The sequence below is a fragment of the Diaphorobacter sp. J5-51 genome, from assembly GCF_001023515.1.
Lineage (GTDB): Bacteria > Pseudomonadota > Gammaproteobacteria > Burkholderiales > Burkholderiaceae_C > Diaphorobacter > Diaphorobacter nitroreducens.
Map to the genome: position 1 here is coordinate 29,052 of NZ_JSYI01000047.1, position 17,596 is coordinate 46,647.

General features: G+C 68.2%; 16 protein-coding genes. 3 read left to right on the plus strand and 13 right to left on the minus strand.

What is annotated here, in order from left to right:
• Positions 1–258: 258 nt before the first annotated feature.
• From OX89_RS06970 to OX89_RS06980, 3 genes are all read right to left on the minus strand, one after another.
• Positions 259–1,026 (minus strand): metallophosphoesterase, encoded by a 768-nt coding sequence (locus OX89_RS06970; protein ID WP_011803965.1) that lies wholly within the window; start codon positions 1,024–1,026, stop codon positions 259–261.
• Positions 1,027–1,311: 285 nt separating this feature from the next.
• A complete protein-coding gene (locus tag OX89_RS06975) occupies positions 1,312–1,998 on the minus strand; it encodes a glutathione S-transferase family protein (RefSeq protein ID WP_047350066.1) in 687 nt (228 codons plus the stop codon).
• Between the two features lie 129 nt (positions 1,999–2,127).
• Positions 2,128–2,700, minus strand: a complete 573-nt coding sequence (locus OX89_RS06980) for a 5-formyltetrahydrofolate cyclo-ligase (protein WP_011803967.1) — start codon at positions 2,698–2,700, stop codon at positions 2,128–2,130.
• A gap of 14 nt (positions 2,701–2,714) precedes the next feature.
• Between OX89_RS06980 and OX89_RS06985 the strand changes: the two genes are divergently transcribed.
• Positions 2,715–4,697 (plus strand): lytic transglycosylase domain-containing protein, encoded by a 1,983-nt coding sequence (locus OX89_RS06985; RefSeq protein ID WP_047350067.1) that lies wholly within the window; start codon positions 2,715–2,717, stop codon positions 4,695–4,697.
• A gap of 73 nt (positions 4,698–4,770) precedes the next feature.
• Here OX89_RS06985 and OX89_RS06990 read toward each other — a convergent pair whose 3' ends face one another.
• The 7 genes from OX89_RS06990 to OX89_RS07020 form a co-directional block, all read right to left on the minus strand.
• On the minus strand, positions 4,771–5,343 hold the full coding sequence (locus OX89_RS06990; RefSeq protein WP_084002032.1) for a cytochrome b/b6 domain-containing protein: 573 nt from the start codon (positions 5,341–5,343) through the stop codon (positions 4,771–4,773).
• Complete coding sequence (locus OX89_RS06995; RefSeq protein WP_011803970.1) at positions 5,324–5,593, minus strand: PepSY domain-containing protein; 270 nt, start codon at positions 5,591–5,593, stop codon at positions 5,324–5,326. The genes OX89_RS06990 and OX89_RS06995 overlap by 20 nt, the downstream gene beginning before the upstream one ends.
• 58 nt (positions 5,594–5,651) lie before the next feature.
• Positions 5,652–6,335 carry a Fe2+-dependent dioxygenase gene (locus OX89_RS07000; protein ID WP_041835864.1) on the minus strand — a complete coding sequence of 228 codons (684 nt, stop codon included), beginning with the start codon at positions 6,333–6,335 and terminating at the stop codon, positions 5,652–5,654.
• On the minus strand, positions 6,329–7,426 hold the full coding sequence (locus OX89_RS07005; RefSeq protein WP_047350068.1) for an alpha-hydroxy acid oxidase: 1,098 nt from the start codon (positions 7,424–7,426) through the stop codon (positions 6,329–6,331). The genes OX89_RS07000 and OX89_RS07005 overlap by 7 nt, the downstream gene beginning before the upstream one ends.
• Positions 7,427–7,478: 52 nt before the next feature.
• Complete coding sequence (locus OX89_RS07010) at positions 7,479–9,785, minus strand: TonB-dependent siderophore receptor (RefSeq protein WP_011803973.1); 2,307 nt, start codon at positions 9,783–9,785, stop codon at positions 7,479–7,481.
• 250 nt (positions 9,786–10,035) lie between these two features.
• Positions 10,036–10,962, minus strand: coding sequence for an MBL fold metallo-hydrolase (locus OX89_RS07015; RefSeq protein WP_047350069.1), 927 nt, complete (start codon positions 10,960–10,962; stop codon positions 10,036–10,038).
• 34 nt (positions 10,963–10,996) lie between these two features.
• Positions 10,997–12,682, minus strand: coding sequence for an AMP-binding protein (locus OX89_RS07020; protein ID WP_047350070.1), 1,686 nt, complete (start codon positions 12,680–12,682; stop codon positions 10,997–10,999).
• 140 nt (positions 12,683–12,822) lie between these two features.
• Between OX89_RS07020 and OX89_RS07025 the strand changes: the two genes are divergently transcribed.
• The gene (locus tag OX89_RS07025) at positions 12,823–13,734 is read left to right on the plus strand and encodes a triacylglycerol lipase (RefSeq protein WP_047350071.1); all 912 of its coding nucleotides are present in this window, start codon (positions 12,823–12,825) and stop codon (positions 13,732–13,734) included.
• Between the two features lie 18 nt (positions 13,735–13,752).
• Here OX89_RS07025 and phhA read toward each other — a convergent pair whose 3' ends face one another.
• From phhA to hppD, 3 genes are all read right to left on the minus strand, one after another.
• Positions 13,753–14,592 (minus strand): phenylalanine 4-monooxygenase, encoded by an 840-nt coding sequence (gene phhA / locus OX89_RS07030; protein ID WP_047350072.1) that lies wholly within the window; start codon positions 14,590–14,592, stop codon positions 13,753–13,755.
• A gap of 85 nt (positions 14,593–14,677) precedes the next feature.
• Positions 14,678–15,646, minus strand: a complete 969-nt coding sequence (locus tag OX89_RS07035) for a tripartite tricarboxylate transporter substrate binding protein (RefSeq protein ID WP_047350073.1) — start codon at positions 15,644–15,646, stop codon at positions 14,678–14,680.
• An 89-nt stretch (positions 15,647–15,735) separates the two neighbouring features.
• On the minus strand, positions 15,736–16,854 hold the full coding sequence (gene hppD / locus OX89_RS07040) for a 4-hydroxyphenylpyruvate dioxygenase (RefSeq protein ID WP_047350074.1): 1,119 nt from the start codon (positions 16,852–16,854) through the stop codon (positions 15,736–15,738).
• 185 nt (positions 16,855–17,039) lie between these two features.
• Here hppD and OX89_RS07045 point away from each other — a divergent pair, with 185 nt between their 5' ends.
• Positions 17,040–17,525, plus strand: coding sequence for an Lrp/AsnC family transcriptional regulator (locus tag OX89_RS07045; protein WP_011803980.1), 486 nt, complete (start codon positions 17,040–17,042; stop codon positions 17,523–17,525).
• The last annotated feature ends 71 nt before the right edge of the window (positions 17,526–17,596 follow it).

The following is a 17,596-nucleotide window of genomic DNA, read 5'->3' on the forward strand; positions in this document are numbered from 1 at the left end:
CAGGACTGCCGCCCCGCTGGACGAGGCAGGGCGCAGGTGGTGGTAGCCGACGCATTCTTCGCTGCGCAGATCGTCCTCGTCGATGCCGGCGTCGTCCGCCGCGCGCAGCGTGCGACCACGGCCGGTTTGCAGGCGCAACCCACAGGCTTGTCCAGGTGAAAAGCCATGGCGCCGCTCGGCCAGCGGGACGCGGGCACGCAGGGGGGTGGTGTCGTCGGCCGTGGTGCAAGCCTTTCGGCGCGTTGGCCTGACTGGTGGTTACGCCACCTCTACAACCAGGTGGGGGTTGAACCGCGCGTTCTCCACCTGCCCATCCTTGGCATAGCCGCGCGGGTTGCACAGCACGCGTGTGCCGTGCAGCCGGTAGTCGAAGCTGTCGTGCGTGTGCCCATGCACCCACAGCCGCGCGCCGCTGCCCTCGACCAGGGCCTGTGCGTCGGACACGAAGGCGGCGTTGATGGGCGAGCCCGCAAAGCGCGGGTGGATGCTGTGTGGCGAAGGCGCGTGGTGGGTGACGACCACGGTGGGGCCGGCAAAGGGCTGGGCGAGTTCGCGCGCCAGCCAGCGGGCGTTGGCGTCGAACAGTTCGGCCGCATGCTGGGGCGTGAAGAGCGCCCCGCCGTCTTCACCACCCGCGCGTATGCGGCTGAAGTCGCGCATGAACTGCTGGGCCTGGGCCATGGCCTCGGTGCGGGCGGCGCCATCGCCGGCCACGCGGAAGTCGCTCCACAGGGTGCTGCCGATGAAGCGCACGCCCTGCAGCACCAGGCTGCGGTTGTCCAGCAGGTGCACGGGACTGCCCTCGCGCAGACGGCGCAGCTCTTGCGCGGTGTCCTGCAGGCTGGAGCCGTAGAACTCGTGGTTGCCCGGCACGTACAGCACCGGCTTGGCGAAGCCCTGCGCCCAGGCCACGGCGGCCGCGGGGCGGGCAATGTCGCCCGCGAGGATCACCACATCCGCGTCGGTGCGCGGGTGCTCCATGCCCTGCACGCCCAGGTGCAGGTCGGACAGGATGTGCAGTTTCATGGCACTGCGCCGGCGGGCTAGGGCCTGTTCACACTATTTTTGCCAGATGCGTTGCGATCAAAAAGGGCCAGGCGCAAGGCGCCAAACGAAGCTGGGGTGCTACCCCAGCGAGGCTTGGCAACGCCGCGAATGGCCCTTTTTGATCGCAACCCGGAGGGAACGGAGTGAAAACCGCGCCATTCGTCGTTGCCCTCCTAGCCAAGGCCCCGGCCTTGGCGTCGTCACGCGCCTAGATTGGCGCGGTTTTCACGCCATTCGCACTGGCAAAAATAGTGTGAACAGGCCCTAGCCGCGCCGTGCGCGGTAGGGCTCGTCGAACGGCACGAAGTCCTGCTCGGCCAGTGCGCCGTCGATCCAGGCCTTCACGCCCGGCAACTGCTGCACGCGCTGCACATAGGCGGTGATGTGTTCAGGCACGGGCAGGGCAAAGGTGGCCAGGCGCATGCACACCGGCGCATAGAACGCGTCGGCAATGCTGAATTGGCCGAACAGCATGGGGCCGCCGTGCTGGTCCAGCAGCTCGCTCCACATGTCCACCAGGCGCTGCACGTCGGCGCGCACGGCGGGCTGGTCGCGCCACACGATCTCGCCCACTTCGGGCAGGCGGGCCTCGATGTTCATGCCGCAGTGGCTGCGCAGCGCGCCGAAGCCGCTGTGCATCTCGGCCACCACGCTGCGGGCGCGGGCGCGCGCGGCCTTGTCCTGGGGCCACAGGTGCTTGTCGGGGTACTGCTCGGCCAGGTATTCGGCGATGGCCAGGCTGTCCCAGACGGTGATGTCCCCATCCACCAGCACGGGCACCTTGGCCACGGGGGTGACGGCCTTGAGCTGGCGCTTGAACTGCGAATTGGCATCGAAGCTGTCAAAGCGCACGGGCACTTCCTCGAACGCGATGCCGGCCTGGCGCAGCAGCACCCAGGGGCGCATGGACCAGGAGGAATAGTTCTTGTTGCCGATGTAGAGCTGGAGCATGGAGGGGTTCCTTGATGCTGTGGTGCTACGTTAAAAAGAGCTGCTCGCGCCCGTAATCACAGGGTTTGAGCTCGTTACTTGCTTGAAAGCACCGTATGCCAAGCGCAAATCGCTCTTGTTTTTGAAGCGTCAAACCGGCCAGACCACGCCGTTGTCGTTGAGTATGGCGTCCAGCGGCAGATCGTGTGCCTCGGGCTCGAAGTCGTCCAGGTAGCCGTGGGTGAACCCCAGGCCCACGGTGGCGGGGCGGGGCTGCAGCGTCGCCAGCGTGCGGTCGTAAAAGCCCCCGCCGTAGCCCAGGCGGTAGCCGCCCGGGCCGTAGCCCACGCAGGGCACGAACAGCAGCGTGGGGTGGATGAGCTCGGTGTCCTTGGGCTTGGGGATGCCGTAGGCGTCTTCCTCCATGGGGCAGCCGGGGTACCAGGCGTGGAAGGTGAGCGTCTTGTGCACCTTGTCCACCACGGGCAGGCCTATGCGGCGCAGCTGGGGCTCGTCCAGCAACTCGCCATCTTCCTTCCAGCGGTGCAGCGCGGGCAGCGGATCGAACTCACCCTTGATCGGCCAGTAGGCGCCGATGATGGTGTCCGGGCGGTCCACCAGCCAGATGCGCATCACGCGTTGCAACTGGTCGGCGCGCTGCAGGCGGTCCGGCAGATTCAGGCGCTGTTCTACCAATGCGCGGCGCAGGGCTGCTTTGTCCATCACATAATCCCCCAATGCTTTGGATGAAGATTCTGACACCGCTGATCGCCGGCGCTGCCCTGGCCACCGCCGCGCCGTGGGCCGGGGCGCAAAACCGCGGCGATGACACCGTCCTGGAGATGCAAAAGGCCTTCCGCAAGGGCGACAAGCAGCGGCTTGCCGCGCTGCTGCCGGGCGCGCGCGGCCATGCCCTGGAGCCCTGGGCTGCGTACTGGGAACTGCGTGCGCGGCTGGAGGAGGCCCAACCCTCCGAAGTGACCGCCTTCCTGCAGCGCTGGGCTGGCACCTACCAGGAAGACCGCCTGCGCAACGACTGGCTGCTGCTGCTGGGCCAACGCCGCGACTGGGACCAGTTCGCAGAATTTCACCCGCAGTTCCGCATGGGCGATGACCGCGAGGTGCATTGCTACGCGCTCGCGATCGAGCAGATCAAGGGCACGGCCGCCGAGAGTGCCGGCGCCGAGATGCTGCGCCACTGGTATGCGCTGCGCGAGCTGGACGACGGCTGCTCCAGTGCCGCCGCCCAGATGCTGGCCGCCAAGAAAATCAAGCCCCTGGACGTGTGGCGCAAGGCGCGTCTGGGCGCAGAGGCCAACCGCCTGCGCGTGGTGCGCAAGGCGGTGGAAATCGTCGCGCCCGATGCGCTGCCGCAACTGCGCGAGGCGCTGGATTCGCCCACCAAGTACCTCACGGGCCGCGCCACGGCGCGTGGCAAGGAGCGCCAGGAACTGGTGGTGCTGGCGCTGGCCCGCATGGCCATGAGCGATGTCGCCAACGCCGCCAGCCTGCTGGACAGCAAATGGGGGCCGCACCTGTCGGCCGAGGAGCGCAACTGGCTCTGGGGCCTGATCGGCAAGCAGGCCGCCACGGCGCTGTCGCCCGATGCGCTCAGCTACTACGCCAACGTGGGCCGCGATGCCGACCTGACCGACGACATGCTGGCCTGGCGCACGCGCGCCGCGCTGCGGGCCGGGCAATGGAAGCTGGTGGGCCGCAGCATCGATGCCATGAGCCCCGCGGCGCGCCAGGAAAGCGTCTGGACGTACTGGAAGGCGCGCGCCCTCATGGCCAACCGCCCCGGCGACGAGGATCGCGCGGCCGCGCGCCAGCTGTATGCGCGCATCGCCGGCACCACGGGTTTTTATGAACAGCTGGCGCTGGAGGAGCTGGGCGAGCGCGTCACGCTGCCCCCGGCGCCCGCACCGCTGACCGAGGAAGAAAAAGCCACCGCGCGCGCCAACCCCGGCCTGAACCGTGCGCTGTACGCCATCCTGATGGGCCTGCGCAGCGAAGGCGTGCGCGAGTGGAACTACACCACCAACCTGCACACCCCTGGCGGCATGGGCGAGCGCGAGCTGCTGGCCGCGGCCGACTTCGCCTGCCAGCGCGAGGTGTGGGACCGCTGCATCAACACCAGCGAGCGCACCAAGGGTGTGATCGACGCGGCGCAGCGCTTTCCGATGCCGTTCCGCTCCGCCGTGGTGGAGCGCGCGCGGGGCATCGGGCTGGACCCGGCCTATGTCTATGGCCTGATCCGCCAGGAAAGCCGCTTCATCATGGATGCCCGCTCGGGCGTGGGCGCGTCGGGCCTGATGCAGGTGATGCCCGCCACCGCGCGCTGGACGGCGCGCAAGATCGGCCTGGAGGGCTTCTCCCCCCAGCAGCTCTACGACCGCGACACCAACATCACCATCGGCACCGCCTATCTCAAGCTGGCGCTGGACGACTTCGACGGTTCCATGCCCCTGGCGGCGGCAGCCTACAACGCCGGCCCGGGCCGCCCGCGCAACTGGCGCAACGGCCCGGTGCTGGACGCGGCCATCTGGGCCGAGAACGTGCCCTTCAGCGAGACGCGTGACTATGTGAAGAAGGTGCTGGCCAATACGGTGAACTACGCCGCCATCCTCACCGGCCAGCCGCAGTCGCTCAAGAGCCGGCTGGGCACCGTGGGCCCGCGCGACGCGCGCGCGCCGGAGCCGAACAAGGATCTGCCTTGAATCTGCCTTGAGGGCTGCTGCGCTATATAAAAAGGAGCTTTCAGCGCTTGCTGGATAAGCGCTGGAGCCATTTTCATGCCACATCGTCACCCCGCGGCGGCGCCTTGCGGCCGGTGAGCATGGCGCGCACCAGGTTCTCGCGGTGCTGCAGGCAGGTCCACAGCACACCGCCCACATGCAGGGCCACGCAGGCCAGCAGGGCCCAGCCCAGGGACTGGTGCAGGTGGGCCAGCCAGCCATAGCCCCAGAACCGGTCGGTGGTGTAGAGCCAGCCGGTGAAGCCCAGCAACGCCATGATCGCCAGCAGTGCCAGCACCATCCAGGCGCCCAGCGGGTTGTGGCCGAGGTAGCGCGGCGCATGGCCCGCCAGCGCCAGGCGCGCATAGGCCAGCGTGGCCGCAGGCGTGCGCACGAACTGGGCGAAGCGCGCATAGCGGCTGCCGCCGAATCCCCACGCCACGCGCGCGGCCAGCAGGGCCAGGGCCACGTAGCCCACGCGCTCGTGCAGCGGACCGGTGTCGTCGCTGCTCCACCAGGCCATGGCCACGCACGCGGCCAGGCCCCAGTGCAGCAGGCGCACGGGCCGGTCCCACACGCGCAGCGGTGCGCCGGTGGCGCGCGCACCGTCAGTCTTGAACGCGCTCAAGCGTCTTGGGGTCGAAGAAGGCTTCCACCCGCTTGCCCTGCGGGTCTTTGCCGTAGACCTCGTAGCAGGTTTCGGTCTTTTCCATGCGGCGCACGGTCCAGCCTTCCTTCACCAGCTTCTGCTCCAGCTCGGTGTGCGGTCGCCATTCGGCGGGGGGATGCTCGGGGCAGGTGACCTTGCCGTGGGCGAAGGCGCTGCTGGCCGAGACGGCGAGCGCCAGGGCGGCGATGTGCGGGATCCAGGATGTCATGCGGGGCTCTCTTTCTTGCCGGAAAAGAATGGGTTGCGGTGATCGTTCGCCGGTGTGCTCAGGGCCTGGCCCAGCGGCGCAGCAGGTTGTGGTACACGCCCGTGAGCTGCACCAGGCGCGGGTCGTCGGGCGCCACCAGCGGCGTGAGTTGCTGGATGGACTGGTCCAGGTCGAACAGCAGCGTGCGCTCGCCCTCGTCGGGCACCAGGCTCTCGATCCAGAAGAACGATGCCACGCGCGCCCCGCGCGTGACGGGCGTGACGCGGTGCAGGCTGCTGGAGGGGTACAGCACCATGTCGCCGGCGGCCAGCTTCACGGCCTGCACGCCGAAGGGGCCCTCCACCTCCAGCTCGCCGCCGTCGTATTCCTCGGGCTCGGCCAGGAACAGCGTGGCCGACAGGTCGGTGCGCATCTGCTGGTGGCTGCCGGGTAGGAACATGAGCGCGCTGTCCACGTGCGCGCCGTAGGTGCCGCCGTCGGCGTAGCGGTTGAACTTCGGCGGGTAGATGGTGCGCGGCAGCGCGGCGCTGATGAACAGCGGCGTGCTGCTCAGCCGGCGCAGGATGTGCTGGCCCAGGCGCTGGCAGAGTTCGCTGCCGTCGGTGATCTGCTGGTTGCGCTTGACGCTCTTGGCCAGCGTGCCGGCGGTGGCGGCGCCGTCCTCCCAGGCGGCGGCGTCCAGTTGGGCGCGAAAGTCGCGCACCTCCGTTTTGGAGAGGACCTGGTCGATGGAGATCAGCATGGTGGTTGCGGTGTGAGGCAATTGGGGGTGATGTCGCAGAGCTGGGCACAGCCGGCCTGGGCCATGCAGGCGTGCAGCTCCTCGGTCAGCAGCTGCAGCATGTGGGCCACGCCCAGCGCACCCGCCACGGCCAGGGCGTACATCTGCAGGCGGCCGATGAGCACGGCGTCGGCGCCCAGTGCCAGGGCCTTGAAGGCGTCGGCGCCGCTGCGCACGCCGCCGTCCAGCAGCACGGGGTAGCCCTCGCCCACGGCGGCGCGCACGGCGGGCAGGCGATGCAGGGACGCGGGCGCGCCGTCCAGGCTGCGCCCGCCGTGGTTGGAGACGATGAGGCCGGCCGCGCCCGCCGCCTGCAGCGCGCGGGCGTCGTCGGGGTGCATGACGCCCTTGATCCACACAGGCAGGCGGGTCTCGCCCAGCAGCCAGCGCAGGTCGTCCCAGGTAGGGGCGTGGCGCATGGCGCCCTGGAAGATGCGGCTGTCGTCCGCGCCCAGTCCGGGCGGCGCGGGCGGTGGGTAGGCCGCCAGGTTGGCGGGCGTGCAGTCGGCGGGCATCACAAAACCCGCCTGCAGCGCGCTGCGGCTGGCCAGCTGGATGCTGGCGTCCAGCGTGAGCACGATGGCGCGGTAGCCCGCGGCCTCGGCGCGGCGCAGCAGGGCGAGCGTGTGTTCTCGCTCGGGCTGCAGGTACAGCTGGAACCAGCGCGCGGGGCCGGCGGCACCCGCGATCGCCTCCAGCGTGCACGATGACAGCGTGCTGGCCACCAGGCAGGTGCTCGTGGCCTGGGCGGCGCGGGCGGTGGCGACTTCTGCCTCGCAGTGGGCCAGGCGCTGGTGCGCCACCGGGGCCAGCAGCAGCGGGTGGGGCAGGTCCAGCCCACCCAGCGTGAGCCGCGTGTGGCCGCCGCGCACGTCGCGCAGCAGGCGCGGCACGATGGCCCAGGCGGTGAAGGCGGCGCGGTTGGCGGCCACCGTGCGGTCCCAGCCGCAGCCGCCGGCCACATAGGCAAGACGGCCCGCGTCCATGTGCTGGGGCGCGAGCCGTTCGTAATCGATGGCGTTCCAGACGCCTGCGGGAATATGTGGTGTCATCAAATTTGATAGCTGCTAGCGCTTGTCCATCAAGCGCTAGCAGCTTATTTGATTACAAGTCCAGGTTCAACGTCAGGCGCACTGCGCGGCCGTCGCCCTTGTACAGGAAGGCGCCCGAGCGGTACACGGCGGTGTAGTAGTCCTTGTCGGTCACGTTCAGCACGTTCAGGCGCAGGTCGGCGTGCTTGTTGATGCGGTAGGACGCGAACAGGTCGTACACGCTGAACGAGGGCACCGGCTGCGAGCACATGCCGTTGGTGTAGCCGGCGCCGGTGTCGGGCTGGCCGCCGCAGCGGCTGCTCTCGTAGCGCGCCACGGCGCCGAAGGAGAAGTCGCGCGTGAGCTGGTACTTGCCCTGTACGGTGAAGGAGCGGTCGGCGAAGTTGGACAGCGGGTTGCCCACGTTGGACGCCACGGCCGAGCGCAGCACCTTGGATTTCATGATCGCCGCTCCGGCTTGCAGCTGGAAGTTCTTGGTGAGATTGCCGGCCAGGCCCAGTTCGATGCCGCGCACGCGGTTCTTGCCGGTATTGAAGGTGCCTTCAGTGTCGTAGTTGGCGCCCTCCATCACGTCGTCCTTGGTGGTCTGGAACACGGCGGCGGTGGCCAGCAGCTTGTCGTCCAGCAGGTTCCACTTGGTGCCCAGCTCGATGTTCTGCGAGGTCTCGGGCTTGGCGCCGGCGGCGCTGCCGTTGTGGATCACCAGGCCGCCGTAGCCGCTGCTCGTGCCGGTGTCGGGTTCGCCGCCGTTGATGTCCTGCGCCGTGCCGTAGCTTGCATAGACCATACCCATGGGGTTGATCTTGTAGCTCACACCCAGGTGGCCGTTGAGCAGTGTGTCGTTGAAGCCGTAGTTGCCTGTGATCGCGCCCGTCTGGTTGTTGCGGGTGTCCAGCGACAGGTCGTAGTGGTCGGCGCGCAGGCCGCCGAACACGGTCCACTGGTCGGTCAGGTCCACCGTGTCCATGGCCGACAGCGCGAAGGTCTTCACGCGCCAGTCGCGTGTCCAGCTGCGGCGTTCGTAGCTGCGGCCGGCCAAGTCGCCCAGGTTGCTCACGGGGTTGCCGTTCAGATCAGTGATGCACCAGCCGGCCTGCGGGCCGTTGCGGCCCGAAACGCGGCAGTTGGTGGCGCCGGTGTTGGTCACGCCGTAGTTGCCGGACTTCACCTTGTGGTCGGTGTATTCGAAGCCGAAGATGAATTCATGCTTGAGGCTGCCGATCTGCTTGTCCCAGCGCAGGTTGCTCTGATGCGCGAAATATTTCACGTCCTGCCAGCCGGTGTGGCCGCCGTCCAGCACGCCGGCCGTGCCGATCGGGTTGTTGGCCGCGTCCAGCACCGTGCCGTTGGAGGCTCCCGTGGTGGCGTAGCGGTTGTCCGACTGGCCGTAGCGCGTCAGGCTGGTGAGTTTGAGGTCGGGCGCAAAGCGGTAGGCGATGCGCGCGGTGACCGTGTCCACGTCGGAATTCAGGAAGTCGCTGTTCTGCGCATAGACCGGCACACCCGTGGCGGGGCGGCGGTTGGGCACCGTGCCCACGAGGTAGCCGCCCAAGTCGGGATGCTTGTCCTTGGCGCGCAGGCCGTAGTAGTCCAGCGTGACGGACAGGTCTTGGTTCAGCTCCCACAGGCCCGACAGCGCCAGGCCGTCGCGGCGGCGCTGCGAGGGGCTGCGGCCCGGCACGTCCTCGCCCGAGGTCAGGGCGTTGGCGCGCAGGGCGAACTTGTCGGTGAAGCCCTTGTTCATGTCCAGCGTCACGCGGTGGTGGCTGTCGGTGCCCACGCCGGCGGACACGCGTGTGAAGTCATAGTCCAGCGTGGCCTGCTTGGTCACGGCGTTCACCGCGCCGCCTGCCGAGCCGCGGCCCGCGAAGCTGGAGTTGGGGCCCTTGGTGACTTCCACCTGCTCGATGGCGAAGCTCTCGCGCGTGGTCATGCCGGGGTCGCGCAGGCCGTCCACGAACACGTCCGAGCGCGCCTCCTGGCCGCGGATGATGTAGCGGTCGCCAAAGGCGTTGCCGTTTTCGCCCGTTCCCAGGGTGATGCCGGGCTGCGCGGCCAGGATCTGCTTGAGGTCGGTGGCGCCGGAGTCGCGGATGGCCTCGCCGGTGACCACCTGGATGGTCTGCGGCGTCTCGGCCAGCGGGCGGGTGTGGCGCGTGTCGGCGGAGGTCTTGGCCTTGTAGGGCGCGCCGACCTCGGCGTTGGGGTTGGGATCGATGGCCTGCTCCTGCACCGTCACCGTGGGCAGGGTGGTGACGGGGGCGGGCGTGGGCTGCACCTGGGCGATGGCGCTCAGCGGCAGCAGGGCTGCGGCCATGCGCAGGCTCTTGGGCTTCTTGAGAGGGGAGGAGGAGGGCATTGCTGGAAACGAGAGGTTGGAATTATTCGCTAGGGATTATTGTTGCGAATCAATCTCGTTTGCGTCAATAAGTGCAAAAATGCCTCACCCACAGTGGCGGAAACGTCAGCAGCAGTGGTGTTTTGTGGTGGTTTGGCAACAAACACACGGTTGGGCGCGCGAAGTCCCGCCAAGTCCCGCCCAGCGCGGCAAGCATTCGGTCAATGCTGGCGCGTGCCCCGCTGCCGGATGGCACGCGGCGGCAGGGCGATCAGGCGTTGAGCAGCGCGCGGCCCTCGCGCCGGGCCGCGCCGGCGTCCACCAGTTCCTGCATCAGCTGCTCCGCCCATGCCACGGCCGTATGGCTGGCAAAGTGTCGCTGGTGCAGCATGCCGAAGTACGGTGTGGCCGCCAACCAGGCATGCACTTGCGCCAGCGGCGCCTGCTGCCATTCCAGCAGCTTGTACTTGAGCAGCACCTTGGCCGCGTGGCGTGCGTGTTTGACCGGGTCGGCCTCGAAACCCGCCAGCCGGCGCCGCGCCCGCGCCAGCGCGGCGGGCACGTCGCCAAACACGCTGCCGTGGCCGGGGATCACGGTGAGCGGATTCAGCCGCTCGATCAGGTCCAGCGTGGCGCCCACCTCGGCAAAGGCCTGCTCGCCGTCCAGTTCGGGGAACACCACGCCGAAGCCGTTCTCCCAGAGCGCGTCGCCCGAGATCAGCACGCGCGCGTGCGGCTCGAACAGCACCACGGCATGGGTGTCATGCCCCGGGGCTGCGTGCACCTGCCACGCGCGGTCGCCCAGCTGCACCTCGGTGCCGGGGGGCAACACTCCGTCGGCACGAAAGCGCGGGCACTCCTGGCCGGTGGGCACGTAGCTCAGCGCCACCGGGTCCCAGTCCTGCACCTGTGCCCACTGCCCCGGGGGGATGCGGGTGGCAAGCTGCGGCCAGCGCGCCTGCAGCGCGGCATTGCCGCCGCAATGGTCGCTGTGCAGGTGGGTATTGAGCAACTGGTCCAGCACACGCCCGTCCAGCGCCGACTCCACCAGCGCCACGGTTTGCGGCGCGTGGGCGCAGTAGCCGCTGTCCACCAGCGCCGTGCAGTCGCGCCCCAACAGCAGCACGTTGTTGGCCGACAGCCAGCCGCGCTCGATGACAATGATTTCCGGCGGTAGGGCAGGTGGAACAAGCGGCATCAGCTATGAAAATTGGAGTAACCGGAGCGCGGCATCACTTGCCGTCGCGCAGCTCCCGTCGCAGGATCTTGCCCACGTTGGTCTTGGGCAGTTCGTCGCGGAATTCGATGTATTTTGGCCGCTTGTAGCCGGTCAGGTGTTCATGGCAGTAGCGGACCACGTCGTCCTCGGTCAGCGAGGGGTCGCTGCGCACCACGAACACCTTGATGGCCTCGCCCTGCTTGTCGTCGGCCACGCCCACGGCGGCGCATTCCAGCACGCCCGGGCACAGGGCCACCACCTGCTCCAGTTCGTTGGGGAAGACGTTGAAGCCGCTCACCAGGATCATGTCCTTCTTGCGGTCGATGATGCGCGTATAGCCCTCCTCGTCCATCACGCCGATGTCGCCCGTGCGCATGAAGCCGTCGGGCGTGAAGGCCTTGGCATTTTCCTCGGGCTGGTTGTAGTAGCCGGGCATCACGTTGGGGCCCTTGATGCAGATCTCGCCCGCCGAGCCGATGGGCAGGCTCGCGCCTGCGTCGTCCTTGATGGCGATGTCGATGCCTGGCAGCGGCAGGCCGATGCTGCCGCTGAAGGCGGTGCTGTTCACCGGGTTGTTGGTGCCGATGGCGCAGGTCTCGCTCATGCCCCAGCCTTCGATCATGGTGGCGCCCGTCACGGCCTTCCACTGCTGGGCCGTGGCCTCGGTCGCGGCCATGCCGCCGGCCTGCGCCACGCACAGCTGCGAGAAATCCAGATGGCGGAACTGCGGGTTCTGCAGCAGTGCGTTGAACAGCGTGTTCACGGCGGGCAGCATGTGGAAGGGGCGCTTCTTCAGCACCTCCACGAACTTGGGGATGTCCCGCGGGTTCGGGATCAGCGTCAGGCGCGAGCCCTGGCGGATGGCCAGCAGGCACAGCGTGAGCGCGAAGATGTGGTACAGCGGCAGCGCGGCAATGCTGTTGGCGCGGCTCAGGTCGCCGATCTTGCCCAGCGCGGGGGTGAACCAGGCCTCGGCCTGCAGCGTCGCGGCGACGATGTTGCGCTGGGTGAGCACTGCGCCTTTGGACAGGCCCGTGGTGCCGCCCGTGTACTGCAGGAAGGCCGGCGTGTCGGGCGCGACGCGCGCCGGGGTCAGCGTGCGCCGCTCGCCCAGGGCCAGCGCGCGCTTGAAACTGATCACTTGGCGCCCGCCCGTCAGGGGCAGCTCGTACGCGGGCACCATCTTGGCCAGGTGGCGCACGGCAAAGGTGATCCAGCGTCCGTACCAGGCGCCCAGCAGGTCGCCCATGGAGGCGATCACCACGTGCTGCACGGCCGTGTGGTCGATCACCTCGGCCAGCGTGTGCGCGAAGTTCTCCAGGATGACGATGGCCGTGGCGCCCGAGTCCTTGAGCTGGTGCTCCAGCTCGCGCGCGGTGTACAGCGGGTTCACGTTCACGCACGTGTAGCCCGCGCGCAGCACGGCGGCCATGGTCACCGCGAACTGCGGCACGTTGGGCAGCATGATGGCCACGCGCGCACCGGGTGCGAGACCCTGGCCCTGTAGCCACGCGCCGAGCCGGGCCGACAGGCGGTCGAGTTCGCGGTAGCTCATCCACCGGTCCATGCACACCGAGAACGGGCTGTCGGCGTGGCGGTGGAAGGACTCCTCCAGCATCTGCGCCACCGAGGGGTAGGCATCGGCATCCACGTCGTGCGGCACGCCAGCGGGGTAGTTCTTGAGCCAGATTCGTTCCATGCAAGGGTCCTCGTTGCGGTATGGGGCAAGATCGCACCGATTGTGGAAGTGGCCTTGCACGCGCCATACCGGGCTTGTCCTAGTCCGGATGCCGCAGAGGTCACCCAAGCGACACACCACAACCACCACAAGGGAGCTTCATGACGAACGCGCGTTGGCAACGCTGGGCGGTGGCCGTGCATCTGCTGTTGATCGCGGGCTGGATGGCCTGGTTCTGGGGCCGTTCGCCGGCGCTGGCGCTGGCGGGCGTGGCCGCGGTCCCGCTGATGTTCCGCCTGGGCATGGCGCCGCAATTTTTCTTGATGGCCTGGGTTTGCCGGGGGGATGCGACGCCGCGTCCGCGCGCCGGGCAACTGCTGCGCGCCTGGTGGGCCGAGTCACGCTGGGCCAGCCTGGTCTTCGGTTGGTGGCAGCCGTTCCGCCACCAGGCCGTGGCGGACTGGCTGCCACCGCGCGCGTCGGACGTGCCCGGCCCGCGCGGCGTGGTGCTGGTGCACGGCTTCCTGTGCAACCGAGGGTTCTGGACGCCCTGGCTGGCGCTGCTGCGTGCGCGCGGCCATGCCTTCGTGGCCGTGACCCTGGAGCCCGCCTTCGGCTCCATCGACGATTACTGCCGCACCATCGACGATGCCGTGCGCCGCGTGGCCGAGGCCACTGGGCGGGTGCCGCTGATCGTGGGCCACAGCATGGGCGGTCTGGCCGCACGCGCCTGGCTGCGCGCCGTGCCGGGCAGCGAGCAGCGCGTGCACCGCATCGTCACGCTGGGATCGCCGCACCACGGCACCTGGCCCGCGCGCGGCGCACGCAGCACCAATGGCCGGCAGATGCGGTTGCACGGCCCCTGGGTGCGCCAGTTGGGGCAAGACGAGCCGCCGGCACGCGCCGCAGTCTTCGTGTGCTGGTACTCCAACTGCGACAACGTGGTCTATCCGCCCGCGGCCGCAATGCTGCAGGGCGCGGACAACCGCTTCATCGAGGGGGTGGCGCACGTCGAGATGGCGTTCCACCCGCGCGTGCTGCAGGACTGCCTGGCGCTGCTCGAGCAGCCCTGAGCGTGTCGGCGACGCGCTTCAGGCCGGGAGCGGCTCGCGCGCATCGGCCGCGAACTCGGGCTGGCCGCGCAGCCGTTCGTAGATCGGCGCGAAATCCTGCGCCGTGAGTTCGAACAGCTGCTCGAAGCTGTCGATCACGAAGTAGGTCTGCTGGTAGGTGTCGATCTTGTAGCGCGTGCGCATGGTGCGTTCCAGCTCCAGTGGCAGGCGCTGCGGCTCGGGACTGTGCACGGCGTAGGGCAGTTCGCCGCGCGAGCTGAGGATGCCCGCGCCATAGGCGCGCAGCCCGCCTTGCTCGCGGATCAGGCCGAACTCGATCGTGTACCAGTACAGCCGCGAGAGCATCTCGCAGGCGCCCAGTCCCGCAGCTTTCAGGCCTCCTTCGCCATAGCGCTGCACATAGTCGGCAAACACCGGGTTGAACAGCAGCGGCACGTGGCCGAACAGGTCGTGGAACACGTCGGGCTCGACGATGTAGTCGAATTCCTGGGGCGTGCGGATCCAGTCGGTGACCGGGAATTTGCGGTTCGCCAGCAGCGAGAAGAACGGCACCTCGGGGATCAGCCCCGGCACGGCCACCAGCTCCCAGCGCGTGGCGCGGTACAGGTGCTCGTTCACGTCATCGAAGCGCGGGATGCGCTCCTTGGCGCCCAGCAGCGGCAGGGCCTGGATGAAGGCCTCGCTCGCCAGGCCCTGCAGCTGGGCCGACTGGCGCTGGTACAGGCGGTGGTAGGTGTCGTGGTCGGCGGCGGTGTAGGCCGCGAAGTTCTGCGCGCAGGTGTAATCCTCCTGCGCACGCGAATAGTCGCCGCGCGGCGGGCGGCTGGATTGTCCGTAGACGACGGGGGCTTGTCCCATGGTGCTTGTCTCCTTGTTGGAACCACGCCGTCGTCGTGCACCGCCGGCCTGGTGTGGGCCGGCGGGCGGGAGTGCAGGACGGCGTTCAGTCGATGTGGATCTTGGCGGCCTTGATGAGGAATTCGTACTTGCCCAGTTCCGAGCGCACGAAGCTGCCGAAGCCGCCCAGCGTGAGTTCTTCGGGCGTCAGGCCCATCTTCTGGAACTGCGCCTTGCCGGCCGGCGAGTGCATGGCTTTCGAGAACGCCGTGGCGTATTTCTGCGCGTCGGCGGCGGGCAGCGTGGCGGGGGCAAACAGCCCGAACCAGGTGGACACGTTGAAGCCGGGCACCTCGCTGTTGATGCTGGGCACGTGGGGCAGGGCGTCGTCGCTGCCCAGCGATGTCACGCCCAGCGCCTTGAGCTTGCCGCCCTGGATCAGCGGCAGTGACGACGCCAGGTTGTCGAACACGATGTCCACCCCGCCGTCCTGCAGCGCCTTGAGCGCCGGGCCCGCGCCCTGGAAGGGCGCATGGGGCATGCGCGTGTTGGTGAGCGACCTGAACATCTCCCCGGCGATGTGGCCGATGCTGCCGTTGCCGCCCGAGCCGTACTTGAGCTGGTCCGGGTGGGCCTTCATGTACTTCACGAGGTCGGTGGTGGTGCTGATATCCAACGCCTTGGCCCGTTCGGCGCTCATCACCAGCACGTTCGGTGTGCGGGCGACGAGCACGATGGGCGTGAAATCCTTGACCGGGTTGTAGGGGAAATTCTTGTACAGCCAGGGATTCACGGCATGGGTGGCGACCGCACCCATCACCAGCAGGTTGCCGCTCTTGGGCGCCTTGGCCACCGTGTCTGCGCCCAGGTTGCCGCCGGCGCCCGGCTTGTTCTGCACCTGGATGGGCCCGAGCTGGGCCTGCGCCCCTTCGGCCAGGATGCGCGCGCTCTTGTCGAGCGGGCCTCCGGCCGCGTAGGGCACCACGATGGTCATGGGGGCGGATGCGTTCTGTGCCTGTACGGCGCAAGCCATGCACAGCGCAAGGGAACCCACCAATTGACGGCGACGCAACATTGAATTTCTCCCGAGTCTCTTTGAAAGGGCGCTCAGTATAGAAAGCCGTTGTTGCAGTGCGTCATTCCATGGCCGGGCCGCGCCAGGGCTCAGGCCTGGGTCTGCAGGACGCCGCGCCGGATCTGGTCACGCTCCAGCGATTCGAACAGCGCCTTGAAGTTGCCTTCGCCGAAACCCTCGCGGTAGTTGCCCTGGCGTTCGATGAACTCAAAGAACACCGGCCCCAGCATGGGCGTGGAGAAGATCTGCAGCAGCAGACGGGGCGTGCCGTCGGCCGTGGTGCCGTCCAGCAGGATGCCGCGCGCCTGCAGTTCCGCCACGTTCTGGCCGTGACCCGGCAGGCGGGTGTCCAGCATGTCGTAATAGATGTCGTTGGGGGCTGGGGCCAGGGGCACGCCCGCCAGCCCCAGCTTGTCCACCACCTCGACGAGCGAGTCGCAGATCAGCGCGATGTGCTGGATGCCCTCGCCGTTGAACTGCATCAGGAATTCCTCGATCTGCCCGCCGCCCTGCTTGGCCTCTTCGTTCAGCGGGATGCGGATCTTGCCGTCCGGCGCCGTCATGGCCTTCGACGTCAGGCCCGTGTACTCGCCCTGGATGTCGAAGTAGCGGATCTCTCGGAAGTTGAAGAGCTTTTCGTAGAAATTGGCCCAGAATCCCATGCGTCCGCGGTACACGTTGTGCGTGAGGTGGTCGATCTCGTTCAGGCCGTGCCCCACAGGGCGCCGGTCCACGCCGGGCAGGAAGTCGAAGTCGATGTCGTAGATGGACTTGCCGTCCTCGAAGCGGTCGATCAGGTACAGCGGCGCGCCGCCGATGCCCTTGATGGCCGGCAGGCGCAGTTCCATGGGGCCGGTGGGGATCTCGATCGGCTGGGCGCCCAGCTCCAGCGCACGCCGGTAGGCCTGGTGCGAATCCTTCACGCGAAAGGCCAGCCCGCAGGCCGAGGGGCCGTGTTCGGCGCCAAAGTACGCGGCCTGGCTGGCCGGCTCGCGGTTCAGGATGAAGTTGATCTGGTTCTGCCGGTACAGCAGCACGTCCTTGGACCGGTGGCGCGCCACGAGCGTAAAGCCCAGCTTCTCGAACACCGCTTCCAGCAGCCCCGGGGTGGGCGAGGTGAACTCCACGAACTCGAAGCCCATCAGGCCCATGGGGTTCTCCCAGGCGTCGGCGTCGTGGGTGGCGCGAAGGGGCAGGGCGGCAGTCATCGGTAGTCTCCTTAGGGTGTGTCGCTTCACTGTAGGAGGGGCGGGGCTCATGTTTCTGGCGAATGCGCACGGGTTTGAGTGTGGATATGCAGGAATGTTGCGCAACGTCAATGCGATGTGCAGTCATTTCGCGTTAAGGAACACGCGGGTGCGTCTCGTGCGGCGCTTGCCTAGAATCCGCCGCCATGAGCGAACGCACCCCCGCCCTCGACAAGCTGGACCGTGCCATCCTGCGCCGCCTGCAGGACAACGGCCGCGAGACCTATGACGTGATCGGCGAACAGGTGGGCCTGTCGCCCAGCGCCGTGTTGCGCCGCGCCAAGCGGCTGGAGGAAGAGGGCGTGATCGACCGCTACGTGGCTCTGGTACGCCCCGAGCGCGTGGGCCTGGGACTGACCGCCTACCTGAACGTGCGCCTGGAAAAGCACACCGAGAGCCACAAGCGCAACCCGATGGACCTGTTCCGCGCCAGCGTGCAGACCTGGCCCGAGGTGGTGGAGTGCGCGTCGCTCACCGGCGAGATGGACTACCTGCTGCGCGTGGTGGTGGCCGACATGGCGCACTACAGCCGCTTCATCATGGACACGCTGCTCAAGCACCCCAGCGTGCAGGACTGCAAGACCAGCTTCGTGCTGGACCGGGTCAAGGCCACTACCGCCCTGCCGGTGTAGATAAAAAAGGCACGGCAGTCGCGTGGCGGACAGAGGAAGTCCTGTATTGATAGCTGCTTGCGCTTACTGGG